Genomic DNA, 17,894 nt, shown 5'->3' on the forward strand with positions numbered 1-17,894 from the left:
GTTCAGATGATCAATCGTTCGGGCGACTTTTGGGGTGAACGGGTATATATGATATAAGCTTTCACTCCAAACCGTCCGTGCATGTTCATGATATTACTTTTCAGCCGGAAGCGGCGTGAACAGCAGGTTAACAGGCAAGTTACTTCCTGGTGCCGCCGAGAAGAGAATCGTTACACTCTCGCCGTATGAACCTGTGCGATACATTACGCTTTGCTCATTAGGTGCAGTTACAGATTTACCTGTGGAAATCTGAACAACTTGTCCGTTCACGAGTGCCACACCTGAGTATCTGCCTCCACGAGGGTTAAATGAAATCAACGTGCGCGGAGCAACATTATTCAATGTAATTTTGTACAATACACCGAAGTTACCTGCGTTGGAAGCTTCTGTGTAAGCCATCGGGTCCGTTCCTACAAGGTTCGGATCACTTGCATTGTCTCCAAGTGGAAGACGTGCAGGCTTCGATCCTATTTCTTGATCATACGTGATGATCCGTGTTGCATTCGGGTACGTTCCGCGGTTGTGAACACCATCACGATCCAGAACCGGCAGGCTCGACAACACTTCCATCGGGTCCTTGTTTTCTTCGATCATGATAATGTTGTAATCCAGTTCATAGTCACTGAATACATCCGAATACAAGGAGATGACTTGTCCCTGTTTCATCGGGAGAACACTCAGATCATTAAGAATCAGCTTGCTTTCTCCTGGCTGGATATACACTTTCTTTTGTCCGGTACCATTCTGCATGGACTGGAACCAACGATCAATGGACAACTTTCCAGCTACCGTTGCAAAAGGAGATGGTCCTGCAAAGCCCATGTTTTGTTGTTCAATGGACGCCGTGTATGCATTGTTGTTTGTCGCTACAACATACATTTTCACGTTTTTGCCCGTGTTGTTCACATGGTGAATCATGAATCGTGTCTGTCCGAAGGAAGATTCCTTGTACACAATGCCTTCTGTATTCACGGTTTCCGGGCTGTTACTGCGGATCAGCAGACTGGGTTCATCATTATAAGTGAAAGGTACTTTCTCCAATGCGGGTACTCCACCACCGTCAAAAGTGAATTTCTCACCAACTGGTGTGAACAATTGATTGAAGTCGGACAAACTATAAAGCGTTTCGCCCGTAATGTTGATCATCTTGGTGTAGCTATCACTAGCACCATGTTTATCGGTAACTGTAATCGTTACGGTCTTCGGTCCTGGAACAAAGAATGCAAGTGCATTGTTATCCCATTCGGTTTTAACAATTGCGTTCTCATCATCTGTGCTTTGATCAATATAAGTGATTTTCTCACCCATTTTGTATTCTTCTTTATCTGTCGTAAACATTGCAACAGGTGGCAGATTCGGTCTTTCAACCTTAATCGTAACCGAATACGGATCGCTCCATTGACCACTTGAATCCTGAACCGCATAGGTTACTGTGTATACACCTGGTTGGTCGAATGAATCCTGACGACCTGTCCAACGCTCATCTATAATGCTGAGTCCCTTGGGAGAACTGGATCTGGTGGTGTAGGTTACCTGGTCTCCGGCAAAGACCTCTTTTTGTACCGTGAAGCTTGCCACCGGTTTGGTACTCAGATTCAATACAACCGTTTTGGCAGATTGATTTACTTTATACGTAATGTCCAGAGCCTGTGTAATTGAAGTCAACGGCACCATGAACGTATTTTTTTGTTGATAAGCCGCGCCCTTCATCGTTCTGGACACACCATTAACGGTATAGATCTTGCTGTTGGTTTTGAAACGCAGCTCATCTTCACCACTAATAATGATCGTTTCTTTGGTTGTGTTATCGTATTTAACATCATAGCCAACCCGATCAACGAGAGCACGAATAGCTACATAGGATACACCATTTTTAACAGCCATTGGCTGCCCGGCAAGATATGTTTTGCCATCTTGCATCATTTTATTACTGTTCATATAAAGAGTAAGGTCTCCGCCTCCAGCAACAGATGAACTCCCCGTAGACGGTTGCTCTACTTCTACTGGTGCAGGTGATGGTGTTTCCTCAGCTGTACCTTCTTCGTCCGTCGGTTCCTCTACCGGATCAACTGGAGTAACATCTGTTCCTGTAGGAACATTGGTTTCCGGATTCCCTTCTTCAGTTGTTTCATTATTTGATGTTGGCGTGTTTGTTTCGGATTTCACTTCGGATTCCGCGATGGTTTGTTCTTTCTTCACAACCTCCACGGATTTAACTTTGGCTGTATTCACTGGTGTAGTATCGCTCTGATCTGCTGACTGTGCATTGGCAGGAATCACTGCAAACGCCTGAAAAACAGCAAAAGCGGTAAGTATGGACAATTTCTTCTTCAAATTCATTCTTTGTCTTTGGCTCCTTCTGCTCCCATTTATAAATATCCCCCTCAAAAAGTCATATTATTAGACGCTTGCAACCGGGAAAAGTTGCTAAAAAGTTAAGAGGAGAATTGTAAACTTTTAATAGAAGGAAAATACTATGAAAATAGTTATCTATCAATAATCATTTCGGCATGGGATTCCAAAATTACCCATTGACAACTTTCAACAAAAAAATCTCTCTGCCATATGGTCTATCAGCACCATATCACAGAGAGATGTAAGGATTGAATAGATCTAGCGCAAACGGACAGGCAGGCGCCCTGTTGGCTGCAGTCCCCCTGTTAACACTTGGGACAGTGCCCGGACGACTGCTGGTGTATTCTCATAAGTACACACATAACTTCCCGGCCTCGAAATCTCCAGCAGATCATATGGATTGCGCAGAGCAATGACAATCAGCGAATGATTCTCACTCAGCTTTTCAACCAAATACTGTTGCCCTTTCGGAAGATGACCTGCAGATGTGTACGTACATACGATAACTTGCTCACTCTCCGACACTTCAGCCAATATCCGATCTGCTTCATCATAAGTAGGCTGAGTTGTAATCTTGTGTTCACGAACTCTGCCTCGCAGTTGCGATAACGCTATACCAAGCGATTCTGTATGGGACCATGGTTCATCCACCTCTGTCCGCTGCACAACCTCAGGCCAGATGACATGCACGTCCTTCTCTGGGTCCAACGGCAGTAGTCCATCATTATGAACGATGGTAATGCTGCTTGAAGCAATCTTGAACAGCGTCGATTCGTTTCGTTCACTGGGATCACTGGGTTCAGTGGATTCATTGTCATTAACAGGTTCAACATCGGTTATTTCGATCGTTTCACTTGCTTTAGGCGAATCAAGACCAGTGTCCGGATACCCGCAGCGCGCTGCCTTCCATGTAATAATACGTTCCAGTGCCTTGTTAATGATATCTTCCGTAATTCGCCCTGTTCGAACGGCTTGAACAATGGCTTCCACAGCAGCAACCTGATCTTGCAGGGTATGACTTACCAGAATCAGATCTGCTCCTGCCTCCACAGCACGAATGGCAGCTTCAGCTACCCCATATGGCTTGGATATTGCATGCATTTCTAGACAGTCTGTAATAATAATGCCCTCAAAGCCCATTTCTTCGCGTAACAGACCAGTTAATACTTTACGCGACAACGTTGCCGGAATGGGCTCGGGCTCAATTGAAGGGAACATCACATGAGCTGTCATAATAGCATCAACTCCGGCCTCAATCGCCTTGCGGAACGGTAACAACTCCATCTGTTCCAATCTGTTTCGATCATGAGGTACCGTAACCATACCCAGATGAGAATCTACGGCGGTATCTCCATGTCCCGGAAAATGTTTGGCAGTAGCAGCAATGCCTTGTGATTGGTATCCCCTGATGGCTGCTACGCCATGAGCGGCCACACTTTCAGCATGTTCACCATACGAACGCACACCGATAACCGGATTGAGCGGGTTGTTATTCACGTCAACCACGGGGGCAAGGTTCATATCAATACCGATGCTTTTTAACTCACGCCCCAGAATTTGGGCACACGCCAGGGTATATTCCGGATTGCCTGTCGCACCAAGTGCCATATTACCCGGCACTTGCGTCATTCCCTCTTTGTCAATCCGTGCAACCATGCCACCTTCCTGGTCCACCGAAATCATGAGTGGAAATGCCCCCGCTGCAGCAGCCATATCTTGCAGTTCGGCGGACAGCTTTGTCAATTGATCTACACTGTGCACATTGCGCCGAAAATAAATGACGCCTCCAATATGATAGTCACGTATTAAATGAGTAATCTGTTCATCTGCGTGCTGACCGTGAAATCCACACATCAACAATTGGCCTACCTTTTGCTCCAATGTCAGCTCATTCAAGGGTTTCATTCGACCTCTCCTCTCGTTTCCGTTGCCACTATGAACCCAGTCGTTTGCTCTGTCTATACTCCGAAGGTTTCATGTGGAAGTATTTGTGAAACACCTTGGAGAAGTAACGGCGCTCCTTGAACCCTGTTGCTTCCCCAATCGCTGTAATGCTCCATTCGGTTGTACTCAACAATAAAGCGGCACTTTCCATCCGTTTCTGGGTCATGTATTCCACAAAAGTAACACCCATTTGAGTTTTAAATAGCTGGCAGAAGTATCCCGGACTGATTCCGAGCCAATCGGAGACTTCATCTATTCCCAAGTCCTGTTGCAGCCGTGCATCCATATACTCACAAGCAGACAGGATCAGTTCCGATACGGAAGGACGTGGCTGCGTTTGTTTGCCCTGACAGGCTTGGGTAAGAACCTCTGCAAGTTCAAGCAGTTCCCTCATGGACACAGCCCCTTGCAGTGCATTCCAATAATTCACTTCATGCCCTTCAGCGATGGCCTGTACTTCGCGCAGTTCCCGAAGCATGTGTACAAGCATAAACCGAAGATTGGTTTCATCCATTCTATTGAAGGTGTGTCCTGAATTCCCCATTCGTTGTTTAAGACGATCCAACACATCGCGTAACCCGTGCTTGTTCCCTTGACGAATCCACCGAGTAACCAGCTCCAGATCTTCTCTTGTAATCCATGAGTTAGCCCCTTTGGAGGCCGTGTGATCATACGATAAAGCGGTTTCGGGACAACTCGAACTTAGCACCCTGTCTTCACTCTCCGAATGGAACATCAGTATTTTTTGACAATGCCGGTATCGCTCCAGAATTTTACTTTCCCGGTTCACGGGCACATCATCCTGAACAACCCTGATCCTCACACTTGAATTCAAGGATACGATCGCATTCACTTCATGATACAGTTGATGGGCCAGTTCCTCTGAACGACATTTCCACTCACCCGATGCCTCCAGCAGGATGCACCACTCACCTTTGCGAGTCGAAAGAATCTGACAGTCCCCCGTCATGCTCTCTGCCACTTCCCGAAGTCTTGAACTGATGTTCTCATGCCATCGCTCATGCTGAAGCTCGGACCAGCCGATAGAATGGCGAAAATAACCGACCGCATCCACCAGCAGCAACGTATACGGTGCAGCCGCTGTTATGAACTCAGGAACAGAGGCAGGATAGGCAATTTTCTGCGGTGCTTCTCCCCGCAACAGGTCAATCAAATGTTTGTGTCTGATCCAGCTTTCCATCTCTTGGCTGCGATAACGTTGCGATTCTTTTTCCATACGTCTCTTCTGGATCTGCCCGGCAAGCTCACGCAGTTTATGTTCCAGATTCAAATAATCGATGGGCTTGCATATGTATTCATGCACGTTATATTGAATAGCGGTCCGAGCATACTCAAACTGCTGATAACCGGTCAGCAAAATAATTTCACACGTTTCACCCTGCTCTCGCAGCAACCGAATGAGTTCCAATCCATCCATGGACGGCATCCGAATATCGCATAAGAGAATGTCTGGATGAATTTCTGTTACTTTCCCCAGCGCTTCTGCCCCGCTTCTCGCTGTACCCGTAATTTCAATCCCCATCTCTTCCCAGGGTAAGATGTAGTTCAGATTCTCCAGAATCGGGAGCTCATCGTCAACCAGCATTGCAGTCAGATTCATCCGGCTTCCTCCTGCTCATATAATGGTATGATGCATCGAATCACAGTGCCATACCCCGGTGCAGAACATATGAATATGCCATACCCGGTCCCGTATTGAATACGAATTCGATCTGCCACACTTCGTAATCCCAATCCCCGGCGTTCCGTTATGGATGATAATGATTCCGTTCCTTTGACCAGCATGTCTTCCGGCGGATCTGCTGCCATGTACTCAAATCGTGCGAGCATTTCCTGGGGAATACCAATCCCATTATCCTCAACACATAACACAAGTTGATCCCGTTCTGCATATGCGCTTATCCGCAATACACCTGGATAGGTGATTCCCTCAAACCCATGTTGAATGCTATTTTCCACCAGAGGCTGGAGCGTCAGTTTGAGCAAAATTGAACTGTATAGATGGGGTGGTATGTCAATCTCATAGGTGAACAAATCACTGAACCTGTATTGTTGAATTTCCAGATAACTCTGCAAATGCCTTATCTCCTCACTCAGCGGAATCTCCTCCTGATCCTGAATGCTGATACGAAGCATATTGCCCAACCTGGTCACCATCTCGCTTACTTTGCGGCCCTCGCCACGTAGTGCCAATCCATTAATGGATTCCAATGTGTTAAACAGAAAATGGGGTTTGATCTGGGCTTGGAGTACACGTAGTTCCGCTTGGGCCTTCTGCTCTTGCTCAGCCCGAACACGACGGAATAATCCCCCAATACGTTCCAATAGCTCATTGAACCCTTGCGCCAGCAGCTGCATCTCGTCAAAACCTTTACCTTCCACCCTTGCGTTAAAATCACCATCATCCACACGGCGCATAAATCTTACAAGTACAGCAATATTGCCCGTAATGCGATTCATGAAAAATAGATTAAAGATCATGGCGGCGAACAGGCACGACAGAATAATAATGACAGACCAGCCTGCAAAAGCATTTGTTTCCGCAGATAAGGCTTCCCATGAAGTCACACTGACGAGACTCCAGTTATAGTTCTTCAGATGATATTGCGAAATGATGCTCTCCTTGCCGTCAAAGACCGTTCTGACGCTGCGAAAGCCGGGACCGTAACTGCCGGATTCTGCTCCAAGGTTCTGCATGTTCTCACCGTTATAACGCCCTGCTGGATCATAAACGATCAGTCCTTCTTCGTTAATTAACAGGAATGATGTATCCTGTGCCGAATCACTGATTTGCAGGTGACGAAAGATCCGGTCAATTTCTCCTTTTTTGATCTGAACAACAAGCACGCCGATATTTTGAAAATAACTGAGTTCCTTGACCAGTCTGATCTGGGTGAAAACAGGTTCTACTCCGGTTAATTCGGAATACTCCAGAGGCGCGAGCCATTTGGGCACGCCATTAAGTTGCTGAATTTCGTTGAATAAGGGATGCACTTTGAATTGCTGAAAAGGAAGGGCTTGAAAATTCTCTTTGGTGAAAATGGAGACAATCTGGTTGTTCTCGGAAGAACGCAAATCATATAAAAAGGCATAACTGATGAACGGATAATTATATAGAAGGGAACGGAAATTGCGCTGGCTGGCATTCAGGGATAACTGATTACCGGTGCCCAGATCCTGCTTAGTCGGGTCTTTCGCGTTCAATGCCATCTGGAAAACAGATGTCGCTATCCCGTTGTCGGTCACATTATTAATCTGCTGAAATACATTCTCGATATTGTAACTAATGGCCTGAAGCGCATATTCGGCCTGTTGATTGTATTTTTTCTCAATCGTATGTGATGTGACCAGAAACATGCCAATGCCCAGCGCACACATCGGTACAATGATCAGCAGCAGAAATGCCAAGGCCAGCTTCATTCGCAAGTTCATATCCCGTTCTCCCTATTCACTGGTTCATGGTATTAACCTTTGACACCGCCTGCAGTTACTCCTTCTATAATTTTCTCCTGGAGTATGGCGTAGATCACAAGTACAGGTACAACGCTGTATACAATACCTGCCGACATCTGAGCATAGTTCATCTGATATTGATCCCGAAACTGGACCATACCCACGGGCAGCGTGCGCAATTTATCGGTGGATAAGAAATAGTTGGCGAGTAAAAATTCGTTCCAGTTCCCGAGGAAATTAACGATAAAAACGGTAACAATAGCCGGAACCGTAAGAGGTATCACTATTTTAGCAAAGATACCCGGAGCCCTCAAGCCGTCCATAACCGCCGCTTCCTCAATTTCACCAGGCAGAGATCGCATAAAAGCCGCCAGTATAATAATGGTAAAGGGAATCGCATTCGCCACATAGGGAACGATCAATGCCAGATGTGTATCCAATATGCCCATTTTGCGTACAAGCAGATAGATCGGCAGCATGAGTGCATTGTTGGGAATAAGCATGCCCGCCAGAATCAAGCTGTACAGAAATAGACTCCATTTCCGGTGTCTCATCCGGGTTACGGCAAAAGCAAACATCGCACCGAGTGCAATTGTAGACGCCGAAGACAGAATTGAGATGTATAGGCTGTTCCAGAAATACGTGCCAATCTTCGCATTCACCCAGGCCTCCACATAATTGTTAAACTCCCATGTTGTCGGCAGACCGAATGGATTCAAGGCAATTTCATTGTTATCCTGCTTGAAAGACGAGAAAATCACAAATAAAAAGGGAAACAAAATCGCGATTAAATACAACATTAACAACACATGAGGTATACTGCTTTTTATGTTTTTCGCCATCAATATTCCACCTTCTCGCTCTTTCTCGCCACCAGCAGTTGATACACCGCAGTAAGCACAAGCGTCAGAGCAAAGATCAGTACCGCAATGGTATTGCCATAACCATATTTGAAATTGGTAATCGCATATTTGATCATGTATGTCGCCAGAACCTCGGTGGACCCAGCGGGCCCACCTTTGGTCATGACAATCACGATGTCAGCTGCTTTCATAGCTCCTGCAATGGACAACATGATAACGACGGAAATGATCGGACGAATCAGCGGCAGTGTTATCCGCATTGCACGTTGTACCGCCGTTGCACCATCGATTGCAGCTGCTTCATCCAAATCACGGGGAATCGCCAGTATGGCAGCCAGTACCATGACAATGTAAAATCCCGTCCACTGCCAGGCATTGGTAACCAAAATGGACAACATGGCAAATCGGTTATCGGATAACCAGTAGATTGGATCGATGCCCAGCACATGAAGCATTTTGTTTAATAATCCGATGTTGGGCTCATAGATGAACCCCCATAAGATACCGATCACGGCTGTCGACATAATGGATGGTAAAAAAACAGCTGTTTTATACAGACCTTTCAGCCTTTTCACATTGGCAATCAGTAGCGAAAACAGGACGATTAGAGGTACCTGAATCAGTACCGAAAATCCGATGAAAAAGCCGTTATTCCGTGTGGAAATCCAAAATCGTTCATCGGTCAGTGCCTTCACATAGTTGGATAAGCCCACAAAACGTGGCTCAGCGGAAACCCCATTCCAACTCGTCAGACTGTAATATAAGGAGCTGCCAATAGGATATAGAAAGAACATGATAAACAGAATCAGGGCTGGCATTACAAACAGCGTATAGATTAACGGGCTGCGGAGTGAAGTATTCATGGTCAGCCTCCTTAAGTCACTTCAACGGTCGCAGTTTCAACTTGGATTGATTTATTCCACTGAAGCGTTTGCTTCCTCCTGTACCTTTTGCAGTTCTTCTGCCATTTTCTCTGGCGTAGTCTGCCCACCGATCAACTTCTGAATCTGCAGATTACTGATCTCTGTCGTCACATCAGCCTGAACGAGTGCATCAAATGCCGGGAACGACGTCTTGGACGCATTAAGCACGGCCACAATTTCTTTCATCAAATCATCGGTAATGCTATCGGTTAACACTTTTTCATCCAGCTTCATGGCAGGCAATACACCATCTTCCACAAGGCCGCGAACCTGCATATCTTCATTGTAGAAATTTTTGATAAAAGCTTTAACGGCTTCCAGCTTCTGCGGATCATCCGCCACGGCTGCCGAGAATCCATATCCATTGTTCACATCCCGCATCAAGGACGTCTGATCACCTGCTCCGTTCTCTACCGGAGGCATATTAAAGAATCCAACCTTGCCAATGAGCGATTCCCCGCTTTGGCCTTCCTTGAACACAGATGATTTCCATGTTCCGTCATACATTAATACCGCTTCTCCGCTGGTAAATTGCGTGGTGTATTCGGCATATTCGAAGCCCAGTTCACCTTTTTTGAAATAACCCTTATCAACCCATTCCTTATGTTTGGCAAAACCTTGGACAACACCCGGATCAGTCCACTTCGCTTCACCTGTTGCAAACTTTGCAGTAATCTCCGGCCCGGCATAGCGGGACCACAGGTGGTTGGTTAACATAAGGGGAACCCAGCCTGCCTTGGATGCAGAAGCAAGCGGCACTTTGCCATCAGCCTTAATCTCGGCCAACATGTTGTCCAGTTCAGCCATGGTCGTTGGAGCTTTCCATCCTTTTTGTTCAAAGTACTCTTTATTATAGAAAAAACCTTCGCCCGAACCGCCAATCGGTAGTCCATACACTTTGTCTTCATACGTAAATGGCTCAAGGGATGTAAACTGGTCCTGGATGCCCAACTCTTGAAGGATTGGAGTCAGATCAAGCAGCATACCTTCCTTGGCATACACTTTGGAATCCGGACTGCCGAACAGTTCAAATATATCCGGCGGGTTACCTGCCGCCATCTCCCCGCGAAGCTTCTCCTTGCGATTCACATCGGATTCGACACCATCCAGCGTAAAGGTCAGATTGGGTATCTCACCCTCCACTTTGTCCACAACGTCCTGCAGAATGGCCAATCGTTTCTGTTTGTCAGCCCCCACCTGCGTGTGGCGAAGGAGCATCTCAACCGGTTCCTTACTTGTCTCCTCCACAGGTGTATTGCCTGCGCCTTGCTGTGGCTCGTTACTTGAGCTTGCACATCCCGCCAAAGTCCATGAAGTGATAAGCAATAATGAAAGCAGCAATGTCATTCTTTTTTTCATCGGGTTGACCCTCCTCAAGATATTGAGCATTTGGCTTTACACTCTGATTATAAAAAGCCGGAGCTTACATCGTAAGGATGACAATTCATCAATGGAGGGATAAAATCCTTCACTGGACAAAAAACAGCCCCTGCGAAGTATATTCGCAAGGGCTGCTTGGCTCTTGATTTTTACGTTATATATAAATGTTGATCACTTATCGGAACAAGCCACGCCAGCCGTTTCCTGGCGACCTTGTTCGATGAGGCGATACGCCCGCTCCACTTCTTCTTCACTTGGTGAAGGAACGCCATCCAGTGGATATATTTTGCCGAGTGCTTCCCATTTGTAGATCCCCATCTGATGGTATGGAAGAATTTCGAACTTCTCGACGCCATTTAATGTTCCAATAAACCGTCCGAGGTTAAGCAGATCCTCTTCCTCGTTATGAATGCCAGGCACATACACGTGGCGTATCCACATTTTCCGACCTTGCTCCGATAACCACTTGGCCGTTTTCAACGTTCTCTCGTTCGACTTGCCTGTCAGCTTGATATGTTTCTCATCATCAATATGCTTGAGATCCAGCAGAACCAAGTCTGTGTTATCCAGCAGATCGTGAATCCGTTCCGGTTCGTTAAATCCGTTGCTGTCCAGTGTCGTATGCAATCCCCAGCGCCGCTTCACTTCTTTGAAGATTTCGCCTACAAAGTGGGCCTGTAACGTTGGTTCTCCGCCAGATATCGTGAGTCCGCCTCCGGAGCTGCGGTAATAGGATAGATATGGCTCAATTTCAGCCAATACCTCCTCTAGCGTCATTTCTTTTCCACCATCGAGCGCCCATGTATCAGGGTTATGGCAGTACTGACATTTGAGTAGACATCCTTGCATAAAAAGCACGAAGCGGATGCCTGGGCCGTCAACCGTCCCGAAAGTTTCGAGTGAATGAATATGTCCGTTAACCATGCTGCCTCTTCCTTTCTGTATCCGCATCCGCTGTGCGTTTAATATGAGTTGGAATGTCTTGCTCTAGCGGTCTTCTACTTGCATATTACTTACATCGAGCCATGGAACGTACGGTTGATGACATCCAACTGTTGTTCACGAGTCAGTTTAATGAAGTTAACCGCATATCCGGATACCCGTACAGTCAGTTGCGGATAGTTTTCCGGGTGATCCATCGCATCAATCAGTTGCTGACGATCAAATACGTTAACGTTCAGATGATGAGCGTTTTGACCAAAGTAGCCATCCATCATCGCAGTGAGATTGGATTTACGTGTAGTCTCCTCTTTACCCAATGCTTTTGGCACGATGGAGAAGGTATTGGAAATCCCGTCAAGACTGTGTTCATAAGGCAATTTGGCTACAGAGCCAAGGGAAGCCAGTGCACCTTTTTTGTCACGACCATGCATTGGGTTCGCACCTGGAGCAAATGGTTCACCTGCTTTACGACCGTCCGGTGTAGTCCCTGTTTTCTTACCATATACCACGTTGGAAGTGATCGTCAGAACGGATTGTGTTGGTATTGCGTTACGGTATGCTTTGTGCTTACGAATCATGCCCATGAAGCTCTCAACCAGTTCAACAGCAATGCTATCCACGCTATCTTCATTGTTACCGTAACAAGGGAAGTCACCTTCGATTTCAAAATCAACCGCGATGCCTTGTTCGTTACGGATTGGTTTTACTTTGGCATATTTAATGGCACTCAGTGAATCTGCTGTAACCGAGAGACCCGCGATACCACAAGCCATCGTGCGTACAATGTCACGATCATGTAATGCCATTTCGATACGCTCATAGCTGTATTTATCGTGCATGTAGTGAATGACGTTGAGGGTGTTCATATACAGCTTCGCGAGCCACTCCATCATTGGTTTGAAGCGTTTCATGACTTCATTGTAATCCAGCACTTCACTGGTAATGGCAGGATACTCCGGTCCAACCTGTGCTCCGGATTTCTCGTCACGACCACCGTTGATCGCATACAGGAGAGCTTTTGCCAAGTTGGCACGAGCGCCGAAGAATTGCATTTGTTTCCCGATCTTCATCGCCGATACACAGCAAGCAATACCGTAATCGTCACCGTAGATCGGACGCATCAGGTCATCATTTTCATACTGGATTGAACTGGTTTCAATGGATACTTTGCTGCAATAATCTTTGAAAGCTTCTGGAAGCTTCGTGGACCATAGTACAGTCAGGTTCGGTTCTGGTGCAGGACCCAAGTTGTGCAGGGTATGCAGGAAACGGAAGCTGTTTTTGGTTACGCGTGTTTCACCATTTACAGACATACCACCGATGGACTCCGTTACCCACGTTGGATCTCCACTGAACAGTTCGTTGTAATCCGGTGTACGCAGGAATTTGACAATCCGCAGTTTCATTACGAAATGGTCCACCAATTCCTGAGCCTGTTCTTCGGACAGAATGCCTTCTTGCAGGTCACGTTCAATGTAGATATCCAGGAAAGAAGATACACGTCCCAGAGACATCGCAGCACCGTTCTGCTCTTTGATGGCAGCGAGGTAACCGAAGTACAACCATTGGAACGCTTCTTTTGCAGTAGTCGCTGGCAAGGAAATATCGAACCCGTGCATATCACCCAATTGTTTCAATTCTTGCAATGCACGAATCTGCTCAGACAATTCTTCCCGCAGTCGAATGACATCTTCATCAATAACATCAACTTCGAGTGCGTTCAATTCACCTTTTTTGTTACGAATCAGGAAGTCTACCCCGTACAAAGCTACACGACGATAGTCACCGATGATCCGGCCACGGCCGTAAGCATCTGGCAGACCTGTAATAATCCCTGCTTTACGCGCTGCACGCATATCGGAAGTATAAGCATCGAATACACCCTGGTTATGTGTTTTGCGAATGTTTGTAAATATATCAATGAGCCCTTGAGGCAATTCGAAGCCATATGCTTCACATGCATCAATCATCATCCGGATTCCGCCTGTTGGTTGAATGGAACGTCTGAATGGAGCATCGGTCTGAACACCGACAATCTGCTCTTTGGACTGATCCAGATAACCTGGTTGATGAGAAACAATTGTCGCTGGTGTGTTCACATCAACATCAAGTACTCCGCCGTTATCCCGTTCTTTTTTGGTCAGATCAGATACGATCTCCCACAATTCTTTGGTATTCTGGGTTGCACCTGCTAGGAATGCTTCATCACCGTAATACGGAGTCAAGTTGTGTGCCAGAAAATCATTCACATCTACGGATTTGGTCCATGTTCCTTTGGTAAAGTTTCTCCAGCCTGTTTGTTGTTTGACATCTTTTTCAATCACCGACATCTTAATCCCTCCACTAATTTGGATTTCTGGACACATAACATCTTGCTTCATTCGTAGCATTGTGTGCCCAGAGCCGCGATTAATGTGAATTGTTTCACATAAACCGGATCATGTTCTCTCTACTTGGGAACCGGAACCGCGGAATGAATGTTTTTCTTACATTTTCAGTATACGTCTTGAGGCTTTCATCATCTGTGATTTTTGTCACAAAGTCAGTGAACTAACTCACTCCACCTGCGCTGTGTCCCATTGAACCCCCTTTAGATTCACACTTAGCCACTGCGCGGGCAGAACAACCTTCCAATCGCTGCTCACTATTTAAATTTACTGAAAAAGCGAATGAACATTAGGTGCCGTACACTGGCCACTGCAAGTAGAGAACAACCTTCCGATCGCTGTTATCCTCGGATTTTTTGATCACTTTTTCAAAGGTGAAAATCCGTTGATAAAGGCGAACGCTCCGCTTCTTCAGGTTTTTTCTCTCCTCTCCGTTATCGTGTACATGTGTAGTTCAACTGATAAAACAACAAAGTTCAAATTTTATTTTAAAGACGCATGCTTCGCTTTTTAGGTTTGTTCTGCCCCTCTGTTGTTGTGTAAAGGGAATAGTTCAAACCGCCACATCACGGATTCAGTGTAACCTCTATAAAACCCTTTTGCTCCTCTATGCTCAGTGCAAACCAAATCTTAAAATACTCCTGAAAAACAGATGCTTCGCTTTTCTGTTTTTCTGCCCGTTCTGCTCTGTTCGTCATCGTGTTAGTGTCTCACTTGCTCACTTAACTTCGTGTAACCTCTATAAAGACGGCAATCGGGGCTCCCCTCTCGGGGAACCCTGATCTTTTTTTGCCGTAAGGCACGCTTCGTTCTAGATTTGTTATTCAAACTTTCCGTAGAAAGCGTTGCGGTATACATCAGCCAGTTCAGTTACCAGCGGCAACTTCGGATTGGCGGTTGTGCATTGGTCTTCAAAGGCACGGTCTGCCAGATAATCTACATGTGCTTCGAAGTCTTTAGCATCAAATCCGATTTCTTGGAACGATTCTTCAATGCCCAATGTTTTGTTCAGTTTGCGAATGGCATTGATCAGACTGGTTACGCCTTCTTCTGTCGTACGTGCAGGCAGTCCCAGAATCCGGGCAATTTCGGCATACCGCTCATCCGCTACAAAGTGCGAATATTTCGGGAACGATGCAAATTTGGTCGGTTTTTTCGCGTTGTAACGAATAACGTGTGGCATCAGAATTGCATTGGTGCGTCCGTGTGCGGTGTGGTACTGACCGCCCCATTTGTGCGCCAAGCTGTGGTTAATGCCCAGGAATGCGTTGGCAAAAGCCATACCGGCAATGGTGGAGGCATTATGCATTTTCTCACGTGCCAGTTTATCACCTTGCAGTGCCGATTGCTCCAGGTATTGGAATACCAGTTGAATCGCTTTGATCGCAAGGCCATCCGTGTAATCATTCGCCATGACAGACACATAAGCTTCAATCGCATGAGTCAGTACGTCCATACCTGTATCTGCAACGGCTGTTCTAGGCAGAGAGTATACGAATTCCGGATCGACAATCGCTACGTCTGGTGTCAGCTCATAGTCGGCCAATGGATATTTAGTATTCCCTTGATTTTTATCTGTGATAACCGCGAACGATGTTACTTCAGAACCTGTACCGGATGTCGTTGGAATCGCTACAAATTTCGCTTTTACGCCGAGACGTGGATATTTGTAGATCCGTTTGCGGATATCCATGAATTTTTGTTTCAGATCGTTAAAGTCCGTGTCCGGATATTCATAGAACAACCACATGGCTTTCGCAGCATCCATCGGTGATCCCCCGCCGAGTGCGATAATGCAGTCTGGCTGGAAGCGGCGCATCATTTCGGTTCCACGATCTACCGTTGTTGTGGATGGATCTGGCTCTACATCGGAGAATACTTCGATTGCTACTGGCATTTGGCGTTGACGCAGATAATGTTCTACCTTTTCAACATATCCCAGTTTCACCATCATGGCATCCGTAATAATCGCCACACGTGTGATGTCAGGCATTTTGGCAAGATACTGCGTTGCCCCTTTTTCGAAGTAGACTTTGTTCGGCACTTTGAACCATTGCATATTCACGGTACGGCGAGCCACCCTTTTCACATTGATTAAGTTCACAGCGGTTACGTTGGAAGAAGTCGAGTTACGTCCATATGATCCGCATCCCAGTGTCAATGATGGCATATTCGTGTTGTAGATATCCCCGATGGCACCATGTGTAGATGGTGAATTCACAATGATCCGTCCAGTTTGCAGACGATCTGCGAATTTGCCAATCACTTCTTCATTCGTGGAGTGGATCACCGAGGAGTGCCCCATACCGCCAAAAGCAACCACTTCTGCTGCACGTTCAATTCCCTCTGCTGCCGTTTTAACTTTGTAACAAGCCAGTACCGGACTTAATTTCTCTGCCGACAATGGGAATTTGGTACCTACCCCTTCAATCTCGGCTACAAGAATTTTGGTGCCTGCAGGAACTTCAATACCGCACAACTTCGCAATGCTCACCGCAGATTGACCCACAATCGCCGGATTCACTGCACATTTCTCGGCGTTAATTGCACCTGCTGTCAATTTTGCTGCTTCATCTTTGTTAACAAAGTAACAGCCATTCGCGATCATTTTTTTCTTCACTTGATCAAAGATCGGTTCTTCAATGATGACCGCTTGCTCGGAAGCACAGATCATACCGTTGTCGAAGGACTTGGACAGGATCAAATCCGTCACTGCCTGATTGATATCCGCGCTTTTCTCGATAAAGCAAGGAACGTTACCCGGTCCTACGCCCAGTGCGGGTTTACCACAGCTGTACGCTGCACGTACCATGCCGGATCCGCCTGTTGCCAGAATGAGAGCCACATCATTGTGATTCATCAGTTCGTTTGTACGATCCATGGAAGGATCATCAATCCATTGGATACAATCCGCTGGAGCACCATGCTTCACCGCTGCATCGCGCAGGATTTTGGCAGCTTCGCGGCTACAATTCTGTGCAGATGGGTGGAAACCGAAAATGATCGGGTTACGCGTCTTAATGGAGATCAGTGCTTTAAACATCGTCGTTGATGTTGGATTCGTGACGGGTGTAATCCCCATAATAATACCGACCGGCTCCGCGATTTTCTGGAAGCTCTCATACTCATTATCTTCAATTACACCTACGGTTTTGTCATACTTGATGCTGTGGTACACATATTCTGTTGCAAATATATTTTTGGTGATTTTATCCTCATATACTCCGCGGCCTGTTTCTTCTACGGCCATCTTTGCGAGCATCATGTGTTTATCCAAACCCGCAAGCGCCATCGCTTGCACAATCCGGTCAATCTGCATCTGATCCATCTTCATGAATGCGGCGTGTGCTTTATTCGCTTTGTCGATTAACGTTTGAATATACTGACCTGCTGTCGGTTCTTTTGCTGGGGCGACTTCGTTCTTTACAGCCATCTCCCTCATCCTCCTAAAGGTTCGTATTGGTTTGTCTCTCTTCTTTACATTCACATCGTAACATGACCATAAACTTAATTATGTGATTTTTTTCACAAAGTATAACAAATTTTATTTAAGTTTTGTAGTGTCCTTCATCCAACCATTTTCACTTCCTATTTAAAGTATAGGGCTGTAAAAATCATGCTCTCCA

10 protein-coding genes are annotated in these 17,894 nt (G+C 46.2%); all 10 read right to left on the bottom strand.

Going from position 1 to position 17,894, the window contains the following annotated elements; genetic code table 11:
- Nucleotides 1-93: 93 nt before the first annotated feature.
- On the bottom strand, nt 94-2,340 hold the full coding sequence (locus NLBNIHML_RS07070; protein WP_494354077.1) for a stalk domain-containing protein: 2,247 nt from the start codon (nt 2,338-2,340) through the stop codon (nt 94-96).
- Nucleotides 2,341-2,613: 273 nt separating this feature from the next.
- Entirely contained in the window at nt 2,614-4,260 is a 1,647-nt protein-coding gene (nagZ, locus tag NLBNIHML_RS07075) for a beta-N-acetylhexosaminidase (protein ID WP_494354078.1), read from the bottom strand.
- Between the two features lie 28 nt (nt 4,261-4,288).
- Nucleotides 4,289-5,920 (bottom strand): response regulator transcription factor, encoded by a 1,632-nt coding sequence (locus tag NLBNIHML_RS07080; protein ID WP_494354079.1) that lies wholly within the window; start codon nt 5,918-5,920, stop codon nt 4,289-4,291.
- Nucleotides 5,917-7,752 (bottom strand): cache domain-containing sensor histidine kinase, encoded by a 1,836-nt coding sequence (locus tag NLBNIHML_RS07085; protein ID WP_494354080.1) that lies wholly within the window; start codon nt 7,750-7,752, stop codon nt 5,917-5,919. The genes NLBNIHML_RS07080 and NLBNIHML_RS07085 overlap by 4 nt, the downstream gene beginning before the upstream one ends.
- Nucleotides 7,753-7,784: 32 nt before the next feature.
- Nucleotides 7,785-8,615, bottom strand: coding sequence for a carbohydrate ABC transporter permease (locus NLBNIHML_RS07090; protein WP_494354081.1), 831 nt, complete (start codon nt 8,613-8,615; stop codon nt 7,785-7,787).
- Nucleotides 8,615-9,499 (bottom strand): carbohydrate ABC transporter permease, encoded by an 885-nt coding sequence (locus NLBNIHML_RS07095; RefSeq protein WP_339256228.1) that lies wholly within the window; start codon nt 9,497-9,499, stop codon nt 8,615-8,617. Before NLBNIHML_RS07095 ends, NLBNIHML_RS07090 begins: the two co-directional genes overlap by 1 nt.
- Nucleotides 9,500-9,550: 51 nt before the next feature.
- Complete coding sequence (locus NLBNIHML_RS07100) at nt 9,551-10,918, bottom strand: ABC transporter substrate-binding protein (RefSeq protein WP_339256230.1); 1,368 nt, start codon at nt 10,916-10,918, stop codon at nt 9,551-9,553.
- Nucleotides 10,919-11,110: 192 nt separating this feature from the next.
- Nucleotides 11,111-11,863 (bottom strand): pyruvate formate-lyase-activating protein, encoded by a 753-nt coding sequence (gene pflA / locus NLBNIHML_RS07105; RefSeq protein WP_339235540.1) that lies wholly within the window; start codon nt 11,861-11,863, stop codon nt 11,111-11,113.
- An 89-nt stretch (nt 11,864-11,952) separates the two neighbouring features.
- Nucleotides 11,953-14,211: a formate C-acetyltransferase gene (pflB, locus tag NLBNIHML_RS07110; protein ID WP_494354082.1), complete on the bottom strand. Its 2,259-nt coding sequence runs from the start codon at nt 14,209-14,211 to the stop codon at nt 11,953-11,955.
- Nucleotides 14,212-15,088: 877 nt separating this feature from the next.
- Nucleotides 15,089-17,701, bottom strand: coding sequence for a bifunctional acetaldehyde-CoA/alcohol dehydrogenase (gene adhE / locus NLBNIHML_RS07115; RefSeq protein WP_339235545.1), 2,613 nt, complete (start codon nt 17,699-17,701; stop codon nt 15,089-15,091).
- Nucleotides 17,702-17,894 lie beyond the last annotated feature (193 nt).

The sequence above is a fragment of the Paenibacillus sp. JNU01 genome (assembly GCF_059130585.1).

What these genes read in the sequence shown, in the direction of transcription:
- NLBNIHML_RS07070 (WP_494354077.1), bottom strand. Translation starts at nt 2,340, where the DNA reads ATGAATTTGAAGAAGAAATTGTCCATACTTACCGCTTTTGCTGTTTTT.
- nagZ (WP_494354078.1), bottom strand. Translation starts at nt 4,260, where the DNA reads ATGAAACCCTTGAATGAGCTGACATTGGAGCAAAAGGTAGGCCAATTG.
- NLBNIHML_RS07080 (WP_494354079.1), bottom strand. Translation starts at nt 5,920, where the DNA reads ATGAATCTGACTGCAATGCTGGTTGACGATGAGCTCCCGATTCTGGAG.
- NLBNIHML_RS07085 (WP_494354080.1), bottom strand. Translation starts at nt 7,752, where the DNA reads ATGAACTTGCGAATGAAGCTGGCCTTGGCATTTCTGCTGCTGATCATT.
- NLBNIHML_RS07090 (WP_494354081.1), bottom strand. Translation starts at nt 8,615, where the DNA reads ATGGCGAAAAACATAAAAAGCAGTATACCTCATGTGTTGTTAATGTTG.
- NLBNIHML_RS07095 (WP_339256228.1), bottom strand. Translation starts at nt 9,499, where the DNA reads ATGAATACTTCACTCCGCAGCCCGTTAATCTATACGCTGTTTGTAATG.
- NLBNIHML_RS07100 (WP_339256230.1), bottom strand. Translation starts at nt 10,918, where the DNA reads ATGAAAAAAAGAATGACATTGCTGCTTTCATTATTGCTTATCACTTCA.
- pflA (WP_339235540.1), bottom strand. Translation starts at nt 11,863, where the DNA reads ATGGTTAACGGACATATTCATTCACTCGAAACTTTCGGGACGGTTGAC.
- pflB (WP_494354082.1), bottom strand. Translation starts at nt 14,211, where the DNA reads ATGTCGGTGATTGAAAAAGATGTCAAACAACAAACAGGCTGGAGAAAC.
- adhE (WP_339235545.1), bottom strand. Translation starts at nt 17,701, where the DNA reads ATGGCTGTAAAGAACGAAGTCGCCCCAGCAAAAGAACCGACAGCAGGT.